14 protein-coding genes are annotated in these 12,461 nt (G+C 58.2%); all 14 read right to left on the minus strand.

Translation table 11 applies throughout. The annotated features are described in order from the left end of the window. Positions 1–567, minus strand: a complete 567-nt coding sequence (locus EV281_RS08330) for a rod-binding protein (RefSeq protein ID WP_132652624.1) — start codon at positions 565–567, stop codon at positions 1–3. A gap of 34 nt (positions 568–601) precedes the next feature. Then, on the minus strand, positions 602–1,012 hold the full coding sequence (locus EV281_RS08335) for a hypothetical protein (RefSeq protein ID WP_132652625.1): 411 nt from the start codon (positions 1,010–1,012) through the stop codon (positions 602–604). 5 nt (positions 1,013–1,017) lie between these two features. Further along, a complete protein-coding gene (gene fliR / locus EV281_RS08340) occupies positions 1,018–1,770 on the minus strand; it encodes a flagellar biosynthetic protein FliR (RefSeq protein ID WP_132652626.1) in 753 nt (250 codons plus the stop codon). Beyond that, positions 1,767–3,854 carry a flagellar biosynthesis protein FlhA gene (flhA, locus tag EV281_RS08345; RefSeq protein ID WP_132652627.1) on the minus strand — a complete coding sequence of 696 codons (2,088 nt, stop codon included), beginning with the start codon at positions 3,852–3,854 and terminating at the stop codon, positions 1,767–1,769. Before flhA ends, fliR begins: the two co-directional genes overlap by 4 nt. A 91-nt stretch (positions 3,855–3,945) precedes the next feature. After that, positions 3,946–4,212: a flagellar biosynthesis protein FliQ gene (fliQ, locus tag EV281_RS08350; protein ID WP_132652628.1), complete on the minus strand. Its 267-nt coding sequence runs from the start codon at positions 4,210–4,212 to the stop codon at positions 3,946–3,948. Between the two features lie 86 nt (positions 4,213–4,298). Next, a complete protein-coding gene (gene flgD, locus EV281_RS08355; protein ID WP_132652629.1) occupies positions 4,299–4,793 on the minus strand; it encodes a flagellar hook assembly protein FlgD in 495 nt (164 codons plus the stop codon). Further along, positions 4,784–5,233, minus strand: a complete 450-nt coding sequence (gene flbT, locus EV281_RS08360; RefSeq protein WP_132652630.1) for a flagellar biosynthesis repressor FlbT — start codon at positions 5,231–5,233, stop codon at positions 4,784–4,786. The genes flgD and flbT overlap by 10 nt, the downstream gene beginning before the upstream one ends. Beyond that, entirely contained in the window at positions 5,230–5,577 is a 348-nt protein-coding gene (gene flaF, locus EV281_RS08365; RefSeq protein ID WP_007825020.1) for a flagellar biosynthesis regulator FlaF, read from the minus strand. Before flaF ends, flbT begins: the two co-directional genes overlap by 4 nt. Before the next feature lie 36 nt (positions 5,578–5,613). Then, positions 5,614–6,660 (minus strand): flagellar hook-associated family protein, encoded by a 1,047-nt coding sequence (locus tag EV281_RS08370; RefSeq protein WP_132652631.1) that lies wholly within the window; start codon positions 6,658–6,660, stop codon positions 5,614–5,616. A 3-nt stretch (positions 6,661–6,663) separates the two neighbouring features. Continuing rightward, positions 6,664–8,115: a flagellar hook-associated protein FlgK gene (gene flgK / locus EV281_RS08375; protein WP_132652632.1), complete on the minus strand. Its 1,452-nt coding sequence runs from the start codon at positions 8,113–8,115 to the stop codon at positions 6,664–6,666. Positions 8,116–8,134: 19 nt separating this feature from the next. Continuing rightward, a complete protein-coding gene (locus EV281_RS08380; protein WP_132652633.1) occupies positions 8,135–9,436 on the minus strand; it encodes a flagellar hook protein FlgE in 1,302 nt (433 codons plus the stop codon). 128 nt (positions 9,437–9,564) lie between these two features. Next, positions 9,565–10,236 carry a winged helix-turn-helix domain-containing protein gene (locus EV281_RS08385; RefSeq protein WP_132652634.1) on the minus strand — a complete coding sequence of 224 codons (672 nt, stop codon included), beginning with the start codon at positions 10,234–10,236 and terminating at the stop codon, positions 9,565–9,567. Positions 10,237–10,516: 280 nt separating this feature from the next. Continuing rightward, complete coding sequence (locus EV281_RS08390) at positions 10,517–11,080, minus strand: lytic transglycosylase domain-containing protein (RefSeq protein ID WP_132653214.1); 564 nt, start codon at positions 11,078–11,080, stop codon at positions 10,517–10,519. Beyond that, complete coding sequence (locus tag EV281_RS08395) at positions 11,022–12,461, minus strand: flagellar hook-length control protein FliK (RefSeq protein ID WP_132653215.1); 1,440 nt, start codon at positions 12,459–12,461, stop codon at positions 11,022–11,024. Before EV281_RS08395 ends, EV281_RS08390 begins: the two co-directional genes overlap by 59 nt.

The following is a 12,461-nucleotide window of genomic DNA, read 5'->3' on the forward strand; positions in this document are numbered from 1 at the left end:
TTATGCGTCGCTTGTTGCGGACTTACTGTCGGCAGTCGGGGTGCCGAAGGTCTTGCGCTGAAATTCGTCGATCATACTCATGGCAGTCTTGCGATCGTCCTCGTCCGTAGAGGCATTGACGATCTTGCCTTCCTGGCGACGCAGCTGCTCGGCATACATCTGTTTGGCAATGCCGATACCGTCGCCCTTGGCCATGACGTTGCCGAGCTGCTCAGCCATCATGCCCTTCCAAATGTCGCCCGTTGCGCCCTTGCCGAAGACATTCTCGGCATCGCTCGGCAGCATGGACTTCACGAAGTTCTGCAGAACCATAGCCTCGAATTTCCGGTAAGTTTCCGGCACTTCCTCGGTCTTTTCGCGGTTCTGGATATTGTGCAGGCCGGTCTTCTGCTTGACGTGGTCGAGAATATCGACTGCGGAAGAAAAGCCGTTGCCGGCCTCAGCCAGGCTGTTTGCTGCAAAGGCTGCGCGGTTGGCCTTCAGCTTTTCCTGGGCAGCCTGAACCTCCATGGGGTCGGCCGCCTTGACGACGTCCATCACCAGATCGCTGGGGGGTGAAATAGCCACGTTACAATCCTCTAATGTAAGATCGTGGCGATTATTATTTTTGAAGCTTGCTGGAGGCTGGCGTTGCAAACTGCTGATCGATTACGTCGTAGACGGCATTGTCATCAGCCTCTCGACGCTCGGCCTGGAGGGCCTCGAGCATGCTTTCTTCCAGCCGGTCACCCTTGGCGCGCTCGCGCGTCAGGCGCATTTCGTGCACCTGCTGCATGCCCGTCAACTGCTGGTCCTTGATGCTCAGCCTGCCGAAGCGGTCGGCATAACTCTGCGAAAAAGCGCGATGGATCGGGTCCAACGATCCCAGCGCAAGAATGGCGACATCCATGGCCGCATTGACCTCAGCCCGCTGGCGACTGGTCTCAGCCAAATCGTACTCGGCCATCTTTTCAAGATGCCGCTGCACCCCGACCAGGCGCTTGAGCTTGTCGGACCGTTTCTTCTCGATCATCGCCCTCACCTCCCCACGAATATGCCGGCGAATGACTGGCCGAACTGGCTGATCAAGGCAGCGATGGAGAAATAAAGCAGGAAGAGGCCACCCATCAACAGATAGGGCGTGGAGATGAAGTAGACCGGGATCTGCGGCGCGAGCTTATTGATGAAGCCGATCGAGATGTTGAAGATCAGCCCATAGATCAGGTAGGGGCTCGCGAGCCGCAGCATGATGTAAGTGCTCTGCTCCAGCGTGTCGGTGAAGGTAATGAGCGTAGCGCGCATCTGCAACAGCCCGCCGAAGGGCATGGTCGTGTAGGAATCGATCAGCGCGCGAAAGACGATGTGATGGAAGTCCATGATGAAGAGAACCATCAGACCGGTCATCGTGATGAAAGCCGTCAGGCTGATTTCGGCCGAATCTTCGACGATGTCAGTCGTACTCGGCTGGGTGTAGCCGACCATCATGGACACGATCGTGGCCGCGAACTGCAGACCGAGCGTATAGAGGCGGGCCAGCATACCGTACATCACGCCGATCAGCGATTCGCTGAAAATGAGGCCGATATAGGTGCCGGAACTGGTATGAACCGAAGGATAGACCGTGTCCCAAAGTACCGGCAGCACGGCAAGCGAAAGCGCGCCTGCGATGAAGACCCGCAATTGCTCCGGAACACGGGCGGAGGAAAAACCCGGAAGGGTGAGTACGCAGCCACCGATCCGGCAGAAAACCAGAAACAGCGCCAGAACTGTCCCTTGCGGGTCTGAAATCATGAAATCGAGCCCAGAATCTTGATTTCGATGCCCTTGGCCAGTTCCACATGCGAGAGAACGGGAAGCGTTGCGAAGAGTCGCTCGATGATCATGCGCACATAGGAGCGTGTTTCCGGCGACGTGACAAGGGCGAAAGGCAGGCCCCTATCCATGAATTCACGGATAACCTTCGTCGCCTGCTCGCTGAACTCTTCCAGCGTGCGCGGATCGATGTCGAATTCGACGACTTCACCCTTGCCATCGCGCTTGAGAGCCTGGTGGAAGGCGAGGTCCCATTTGCTGCCGAGACGCAGCACGCGCAGCACGCCGTTATCGGCAAGGTCACCGCAGAGCTGCTGGGCCATGCGGATGCGGACGTGCTCGACGATCTGCTCCGTCTTTCTGACATGCGGGGCGAGTTCGGCGACAGCTTCCAGAATGAGGTGCAGGTTGCGGATCGAGACCCGTTCGGCAAGCAGCAGCTTCAGTACCGCCTGGAGACCCGAATAGGACATGTGGGACGAGCAGATCTCATCGGCGAGCTTCTTGTATTCAGGGTCGAGGCGATCGATCAAGATCTTCACGTCCTTATAGGAAAGAAGCTGCGGCAGGTTGTTTCTGATGACCTCGCTCATATGCGTCAGCACGACCGAGACGTTGTCGATCGGCTGGAAGCCTTCGCGCTTCAGATCGTCGGCGAAGTTTTCGAGGATCGAAACCGCCGGCATTCCGAAAGCAGGTTCGCGGATTTCGTCACCCGGAATGCTCGGCTTGCGGCCTGCGCCGGTGACGACGAGCACTTCGCCGACACGCAGCAAGTTCGAAGCGACCGTCGTGCCGTGAATACGGATCTGGTACGACTTTTCGGGGATACCGATATCGTCGGTGACCTTGATTTCCGGCACGACGAAGCCGTATTGGGTCGCAAACTTCTTGCGCATCTTGCCGACGCGGAAGGCGAGCTCCTGGTGGGCGCCGAGCAGACGGGTCGAAACCATTTTGCCGAGGGCAAGCTCGATCTCGGAGGTTCGGAGCACCGATTTGACCGAGTCCTTTTCGAGCTCCTTGTTCTGGACGACCTTCTTTTCCTCGGCTTCGCGGCGGATCTTGTTCTCTGCTTCGACCTGACGCGGAATGAACCAGGCGCCGAAGGCGAGCAGGCTGCCGAGGACGACGAAGGGCAGCGTCGGCAGGCCCGGCATCAGGCCGAGTACGAACATCAGGACAGCCGAGACGGACAGTGCGCGCGGATAGCCGCTGAGCTGATTGACCACCGCCTGGTCGGTGGAACCAACCGTGCCGCCGCGGGAAACGAGAAGGCCGGCGGCCAGCGAAACGATGAGGGCCGGCATCTGCGAGACGAGGCCGTCACCGACCGAGAGCTTGACAAAGACGTCGGCGGCTTCGCCGATCGGCATACCGTGGCGGAAGTAACCGATGATGATCCCACCGAAGACGTTGATGCTGGTGATGAGCAGACCTGCGACCGCGTCACCACGCACGAACTTCGACGCACCGTCCATCGCACCGAAGAAGGAGCTTTCCTCCTCCAGCTCCTTGCGGCGGCGCTGGGCTTCCTTTTCGTCGATGATACCGGCCGACAAGTCGGCGTCGATCGACATCTGCTTGCCGGGAATCGCATCAAGGGTGAAACGCGCGCCGACTTCCGCGATACGCGTCGCACCTTTGGTGATGACGATGAAGTTGATGGTAATCAGGATCAGGAAGACGATCAGACCGATGACGAAGTCGCCGGACATGACAAGGCTTGCGAAGCCGGCGATGACGCCGCCTGCAGCATTATGTCCCTCGTTACCATGCGAAAGGATGACGCGCGTCGTCGCGATGTTCAGCGCCAGTCGGGTCATCGTCGCGATTAGAAGGATGGTCGGGAAGGACGAGAAATCGAGGGGCTTCTGGATCCACAGCGCGACCATGAGGATCAGCACCGAGAAGGCGATCGAGAACGCTAGGCCCATGTCGATCAAAAACGGCGGGATCGGCAGGAAGAGGATGCAGATGATACCGACGATGCCCAAGGCAAAGCCGATGTCACGCATGCTGGGAGCGACTTTCGGAAGGGGTAGTGCAGGTGGTTGCGCCATAGCGATTCCGTCTCTTCATGAGAGGAGGCGGATATCAGAATCCGCCCAGTTCGGATCGACAGCTATACGGCGAAGCTTGCGCGAAGTTGGCTCAGAAGCCGGACTGGATGCGCGAGAAGACCAGATTGGTAAAGATCGAAATCTGGGAGCCCACGAAGGGGGCGGAAATACCGATCGTGACCAGAACGGCGACGATCTTCGGGACGAAAGTGAGCGTGGCTTCCTGAACCTGTGTGAGCGCCTGGATTAGCGCGATCACGAGACCGACGACCATTGCCGCGATCACCGCGGGGCCTGCGGCAATCAGAACGGTCCAGATCGCAGCCTGGAACAGGTCGAGTGCATCAGCTTCATTCATCGTCAGGCAACCTCATATCGCCCAGAAAGTAGCAGTCCGGCCGTGGCCGGACTGGGATTGGCCGGCTTCATCAGAATGAACTGATGTCAGACCCCATCCGTTCCATCGGTGCCGTCATCACCCGAGGTATTGTCGGAACCGCTGCCGTCGCTCGAACCATTGGTCGGCGCCGAATCGGCAAGGGAAATGCCGGCTTGGATGAGAATTTTACCGCCATTGTCGAGCGTTGCAATGAGGCCATCGGAATAAACCTTGACAGATTCAACCGTGCCCTTGGTCTTGCCGTCGGCACTTTCCATGTACTTGCCGATATAGCTGCTCGCCTGGGTCAGGCTGGAGCTCGTCAGCAGGGTGTCGAGCTTCGAGTTCGTCTGGATCGTCTGCTCGACTTGCGAGAAGCTCGCGAGCTGCGACATCTGCTCGCTGGCATCCATCGGATCGGTCGGATCCTGGTTCTTCAACTGCGCGACCAGGAGCTGAAGGAAGTTATCGTAGTTCAGCGTGGCCTTCTGCTGCGCGGCGTTGGACGAGCCATACGTGCTGCTGCCACCGCCTACGCCTTGTGTTCCGTCTACCGCCATGGTGCGATCTCCCTGCGAATCTGCTCGACCATGGTCGGCGGCAGCTCGTGATTGTTGAGGATGCTGTCTTCGATCGCGTAAAGACCGCGTATGGCCTTCAGCGCGTCGAAGGCGCGACCGGTCGAAACGAGTGCATCGATACGCTTCAGCTCGGCGAGGATTTCCTCGTTCTTGAAGCATGTGAGCAGCATCGTGATCGACTTGCGGAACATCGCCGTCGAGTGCTCCTTGCCCTCGGGATTGATGAGGATCATCTGGGCAATGAAGTAGAGCTGGCGAAGCGGCGTAGTTGCGCCTTCCGGCTGCAGCACGTGGTTTTCGAGAAGGAACGTCACATCATTCAGGAATTCCAGTGCGACCTTACGGTCGACACGCAGGACGGCGCCGTTGATGAAGATTCTTTCTCCGGCTTTCAGAGAAATGCGAAGTGTACTTTTCATTTAAGTCCATCCCTGATGATGGTGGTAACGTCGATGATGCCCTGATAATTATTCGACTGACGTTTTCTTATTCGATCGCATTCCTTCAATATCCAGATCGCTATCGAGATAAGGTTCGCCCTGAGCTCGACTTCCAGCTGGTTGTCGGGATGCTTCAAATCCTCAATGAAGCTGATCCACACTCTTCGTGTATAGAAAAGTGCTTCAATGGCTTCCCGGCTGTACTTCTCTTTATCGCGCGCCACCGAAAGCAGTTCGATCGAACGTTCGAGAACCTGCCATTCTCGCTCCTTCGCGTCGGCAACCGAGTCTTGCATGACCTCGGCATAAGAGAACTGATACATTCATGCATCCTTCTTTATATTGCGCGCCTTTGATCATCAAAGGTAGTTTACGAGACTCAGCTGCTGGATCTTCGATACGATCGTGTAAGCGGTTTCGAGCTGTGTTTCCAAAGTCTTGACGAGCGTCGATGCCTCGTAGGGATCAACGCCCTGGATATCGACGAGCTTGGTCTGCATGATGTTCGCCTGCGCATCGAGGGCGTCATTCGCCTTCTCGACACGCTCCTGTGACAGGCCGAGCTGGCTCGCCTGGGTGACGATGCCGGTGGTGGCCCGGGTCGTGTAGGTGATCGCCTTGGAGGAGACGGCGCTCATCGCATCGGTGCTGAGGTTCTGGCCGAACAGCGCGGCTGTCGTCACGGTCGCAAGAGCGAAGTAGCGCATGCCCTCGGAATTGGCGCTCGTCGAAGATTCAACGACTTCCGAATTACTGATGCGGCTCGTCATGTTCTGGCTGGACGCCTTGGACCAGCCGGTCGTCGGGTCCGTCCAGGCCGTTTCGCTGAACATCGGCTCGACCTTGGTTTCGATGAAGGTCTTCATTTCGTCGCCGGTGATCTGATTCACCGGCTTGCCGAGCGTCACAGCATAGGCGTTCAACGCGGTAACGATCGCCGCAGACGTCGCGGTCGTCTTGTCCGTCAGCGGCTGAATGTCGGTGTTGATGCCGGCAAAGAGATATTCGCCGTTCACCATGGAGTTCGACGTATCCATCATCGTAGAGAGCGCGCTCGTCGCCGACTGAATGGCGACCGTGACGCTGCCCGGATCGTGGCTGCTCTGCAGTGCGGTCAGCTTCGACAGGAAGCTGTCGCCGGCCGTCTTCATCTTGTCGAGGCCTGTCTGGGCCGATTCCATGCGCGCGCCGACCAGAGCGTTGCTCAGTTTGATCGAATTGATACGGTCGACTTCGCGAGTAAAATCGATGCTCTTGGCCGCGTAACCGCCAAGCGACACACCAATATCGGCGTAAGTACCGGTGGTAGCTTCCATCGTCGCCTTCGTCATCTGGTTCTGCGCCTGGCGGATCGTTAGCCGCATGGCGTTCTGGATGGCCGAACTTGAAATAAATGAGCTCTTCATGGCTTAACTCGCAATATCCAGCAATGACTTCAACATTTCGTCAACGGCATTCAAAATCTTGGTGGCCGCCTTGTAGGACTGCTCTATGTCGAGAAGGAGCGTCAGTTCCTCATCGAGGTTGACGCCGGTTTCATTGGAATAAGCTTCATCAGTTCGCGCCGAGGCAGCTTGGGTATTTTCCGCTGCCGTGGTCGCGTCGCTGCGGTTCTGCTCGAGCCAGCCGATGGAATTGGTGGCAAAGGTCAGGATGCTGACATTCGAGTCGAGTCCCGTCGTCGGATCGAACGGAATGCCAGAGTCCATCGCTGTATAGAGCCGATCGAGTTCAGCAGAGTAGCCGCTGGAACCCGTCGTGTTCGCGGCCGTGCTGGTTGCGTTGATGTTGCCATCACGCAGCCGCATCGGATCGCCGCCCTTGGCGGTGACGACGCGGTCATTGATCGCAATCGTCCCGGCAATGCCATTGATGAGAGTGCCTGCAGGCGGGACCCCACCGGCGGTGCCGTTTGCCTGGGTCCAGACGAAGAGACCCGGATTGCCGTCTTCCTGGTAGAGATTGACAAGGCCGCGAGCGACCTCGTCGAGCTGGCTCTGGAATTTCGGCGCGATATCATCGCGGATTTGCAGGAGCGAGGCCAGGCTTCCTTGCGCGTTGGTCGATGCGCCCGAACCCATGTTGACGGCTACACCGTCGACATAAACCTTGTTGCCGACGGTTCCTGCCGCATAGGACTGCGTCGGTTCGAAACTTACCGCGCGCGGAATCGTCTCGAAAAGAGTGGTGCCATCGGCAGTATAAAGAACCATATCGTTGTTGCTGCGCGTCACTGTAGACACGCCAACGATCTGGTTGATCTGCTTGAGAACTTTCTCGCGGTCGTCGAGAGCGTTCGACGGATCCTCATTGCCGGCCGTCGCCTTCCTAACGGCATTGTTTGCCGTCTCGAACTGCTTCAGCAGGCTGTTCAGCGAGTCGACCTGATTCTTGATCTGCTTGTCGGCATCGGCACGCTGCTGCTGCACCGCCTTGGAGGCATTGTTCAGCGAAGTGACGACGTCCTGCGCCGCGGTGATCGCACCCTGGGCAGCGATCAGATCGCCGGGGGTCGCGCGGAAGGTTCCAAGCTTGTCGCGGAAGGTGCGAAGAGCAGTCTCAGGCGACGTTTCGTTGTCGTTGCCGCCCATAATCGACTTAAGATCCTGAAGGCCGCTCAACAGAGTCTGTTGAGCGCTATCCTGCGAGGATGCCCTGAGATATTGCTTCAGCAGCGCATCTTCCTGTGCGCGGCTGATCTTGACCACCTGGGCTCCGTTCAGCGAGGTGGTGAGCATCGCCTGCCGGCGCACATAGTCCTTGTTGCCGGCGTTCGAGATATTGTTCGATACGGTGCTGCTCTGCGTGCCCGTATTGTTGAATATGCTCTGCGCGGTATTAAGTGCTGAAGTGAGCGACATGGCTTACCCGTTACCCTGATTAACGCTTGAGGTTGACGAGAACGTCCATGAGATCGGAACCCGTCTGAAACACCTTGGAGTTGGCGGTGTAGCTGCGCTGGGATTCGATCATTTCCGTCAATTCGCCGGCGAGGTCGACATTCGAGCCTTCGAGGGCGCCAGACTGGATCTTGCCCAAGCCGCTGGTCTGCGGGAAGCCGGTAACGGTAACGCCCGACTTGCCGTTGGCCGAGTAGACGTTGCCGGACATCAGCGTCAACAGGTCCGGGCTCGGCACATTGGCGAGCGGGATCTGGAAGACCGGCTTGGTGCTACCGTCATCGTATTTGGAGTAGACGATACCGTCGGCATCGATGGTAATGTCCACGGGCGAATTCGCACCCTGACCGTCGACGTTACCGGAGCCTGAGAAGTTGTCGCCGACCTGGGAAAGGTCGAGGGTCATCTTGATGGTGAGGCCCGTCTTCGGATCGACAATGTTTGTCGTCGACGGAGCCGCAGGGACCGTCATCTCGCCTTTGTCATTGAACTGGATGGTGGTGACATTCACGGCCGCGGAAGAATAGGGGAACGAGCTCGTGCCCGTCGTCGCCTTGTCCGCATTCCGGTAGACCGCCATTTCCCACTGGGTCGTGCCCGCTGCTGCCGGCGGCGATGCCGGATTGGGAACCTTGGTGTAGTAAATGTCGTACATCACCTTACTGCCAAGCTTGTCATAGGTGACCATCGAGTATTTCTGCGTATCCGTGGTCGCCGATGCGTTGTTTGCGCTCGGCAGGTTGGCCGCGGTCGTCTCGATCTTCGCGCCGGGCTTCAAGTTACCGGTCCAGGTACCGTTTGCGGTCGGAACGGCCTGTAGCTTCTGGTCGCCGAGAACGTTGATCGGAACGAGGCCGTCGAAACCGTTGACGACGACAGCCGGAGCCGAGGCACCCCACGGATAACCCATGAGCGTGAAGCCAGCCGAGTTGACGAGGTTGCCGCTGTCGTCCTTGGTAAAGTCGCCGGCGCGCGTCAGAACCGGAACCCCATCGCCGCCCTGGACGATGAAGAAGCCGTCACCGGAGATGGCGAGGTCGTAACCCGAGGTCGTGTAGGAAATATCGCCCTGGTCCGAAACAGCCTGACGAACCGTCGTCGTCACGCCGCCCGAGTTGTAGTTGCCGGAGCCCGACGGCAGGACCAGCGACGAGAACGCGGTCGAAACTGCCTTGTAGCCGGTGGTGTTCACGTTGGCGATGTTATCCGAGACGGTGCTGAGGCGGTTTGCCTGCGCGTTCATCCCCGAGACCGCCGTCTTCATGCTGCCGAAAATGCTCATCTGAAAACCTCGTTTTACCTGCTAAGTGCAACAGTATTTGGCGGGCCTTGCGTGAAGCTGTCTGTTATTGCCGGGTCGCCGATCGAAATATTACGGCCTGCCGACGCGGCGCGGCCCGCGCCGAAATATCAATTCCAATCAATGCAATAGCCAAGAAAGCGCTTGGAATCGACTGGATCGAAACCGAGCTTCTTGCGCAGCTTCTTGCGCAGCTTGGAGATGTGGCTTTCGACGACGTTTTCTTCGACTTCCTCGTCGAAGATGCCGTAGATCGCATTGAAGATCTGGGTCTTCGTGACGCGACGGCCGCGATTGGCAATCAAATATTCAAGGATGCGGCGTTCGCGGCGCGGCAAGGCGAAGATCTCGCCGTTAATCTCAGGATCGCGGCCATCCGAGAAGACGCGGATCGCGCCGATGTCGGTGTAGTTGGCGATCGCCTTCAGCCGGCGACGGATGGCAGCGGCACGCGCGAGAATTTCGCGGGGATGCACCGGCTTGCGTACAACGTCGTCCACGCCGCAATCGAAAAGGGCAAGGGTGTTTTCCAGCGACGGCTGGTCGCTGACGGCGATCACAGGCGCCATCGAGCGATCCCTGATCGCGCGCGGCAATTCCAAAGCGCGCTGGCCCTGTCCGATCAGGAATGCCTCAACCGCGGCGATATCCGAATCGGCTGCCGTCTGCACCCATTCGCCGAATTCATTAGGATCAAAGCCGGTAGAGGGAATGCCCTCCCGGCCAAAAAGAGAAGTGTAACCATCCTTCACGAGCTCACGCTCATCAACCACTACGATCATTCGTCCGCCTCCGAATCAGTGTGGCACATCGATGATCTATGGGTACGAATCGCGCGAATCGGCGACAACTCGGGAAAGTTAATGGCAGAAATTAATAATTGATTAAGAATTGGGTGCCGATTTGATCTACATATAGTATGCCGTTAGTGTTATTCACACAAAAATTTCGTGGAAAAGTTAACAAGCGCTTAATTACGCCTTGCAGGCGGGAATCATGCCGGATTCCTGCCACACTCTGACACATTTTGGTCGTAATTCGCCAATTCAATTACTAATTGAATCAATTTTCGCAGAAATTGCTCGCATTAGGAGTCCACTTGCCGTAGCCGGTGGCAACCAGATTCGCGATAACGCGGCAAACATATTGCTTCTGCGCAGGATTATTGTTCGGTCCCGCGTGGTATCTTGCTACCGCCATTGTCCACGTCTCATGACGATCGTGAAGGTTGCGCAAGAACTTCGCAGCGTACTCGACGTTGCGATGAGGATCGAACATTTCCTCCACGGAGGTGAAGTTGTCGCCGTGGAAATAGTGATTGATCTGCATACATCCGATGTCGATGAGCTTCGCGCCGTCTCTGCTAGCGGCGTCGAATTGCCGCAACGCAGCTTCCTCGGAGGACGGAAACAGTGCCTTCCCTTCGATGTTCATCGCATATGGATAAAGCGATCCCCTGCGTCCGGTTTCCGTCAGTCCGACCGAATAGAGAATTCCCTCGGGAATGCCGTATTTGGCTGCTGCGGACTGGATTTCACGCTCACAGGCGCCAGTAGAAGCCGAGGCGCTAGAGGTAGACGCTGCCAGAGCTGCGGCTGCCAGCATCGACAGTAGAAGCGTTCTCAACACCGTTCCCGCCCGCACCATTAAAGCCTCCATTCGTCTGCTGCGCTGTTTGGTTCTGGCGCTCGCGCGCCTCGCCACCCTGGCCCTGTCCCTGCTGAGCAAGTGATTGCTGCTGGGATGACTGACCCTGGCTGTTCGCCTGGTTACCGGCATCAGCCCGCTCCACGGGAGCCATGCTGATGGTCACGTTATCGACTGCGTAACCCTGACTGCGCAGCGCCTCGAGAATCTTGCCGTGATCTTCCTTGAGCTGGCGGTAGGCAGCACCCGTCTCGACCTTGAGGTCGACGTTCAGCGTATCGCCTGACAGACGCATCGTGGCCGTGACGAGGCCAAGATCGATCGGGCTCATCTGGATCTTGAGGGTATTCACAACCTTGCCTGTGCTCGTCCATTCGGCGGCGTTCGACAGAGCGGAACTCGGCTGCATGGCCCGCGCCCATTCGCTGTCACCTGAAAGCGCCGCTGTCACGGTTGCGGAATTCGGATTCTGCACCAGGCCCAGATAGCGGCGTGATTCCAGAACGGACACATTTTCAACGCCCGACTTTGCCGACTTCTCCGAGCCGGCCTCTTCGGTGCCGATATGGATGTCCATCGACTGGCCGCGGCCATCGGCACGGCTGATCCTGAACGTCTTGCCTTCGACACCTTCGGCGTTCTCCGTTCCCGGTACACGCGCGTCGTCGTGATGCGGGGCAACGGCTGCCAACGCATCCGATACATGCATATCGGCCTTGGCGCCGTGGACGCCTTCGGTTTTCGCGTCCTTCTTGCCGGCGTCATCGATCTTCGCCGAGGCCTGATGCGCGGATGCCTGGAGAACACCCGCGGCATCGCCGGGATCCTTCTTCAGAAGGCCGAGGACATCGGCGACATCGCCGTCGCCAGCTTCGATGTCCGCACCTGCATCAACATCGGTATCGCCATCAAGCTCGTTGGTCTTCGTGTGCTTGGCGGGCTTGCCCACCGCTTGCGCGACGATCTCGGCTGCCTGATCCTTGGCGCCCGGCTTGCCCAACCCAAAGGCAATCCCCGTCTTGCCCTGGTCCTTTTCGGACTTCACAGGGATCTTGCTTGCGTTTGCGATCGTTTCAGGCTGCGCGTCCACCTGCCCCTTGATCGAGGTGTCGTCGAGGTCAATCAGCGGCTTAGGATTACGGCCGCGCGAGTTGCGCGCCGCGGCCTCGGCGCTATCGTCAGCGGCGTGTTGGTCAGACGTATCGACTGCATCCTGATCGGCATTGCCTGCCTTGGAGAGGACATCGGAGAAGCCGCCGTTCTGATCCGCAGCCTCGCCTTTGCCGGCCCCCCGGCCGGCTCTTACGGACGCAGACGCATCCGTACCGGGCGCTCCGCCCGAGACGCTGATATCCATCAT

The organism is Rhizobium sp. BK418, assembly GCF_004341105.1.
GTDB lineage: Bacteria > Pseudomonadota > Alphaproteobacteria > Rhizobiales > Rhizobiaceae > Rhizobium.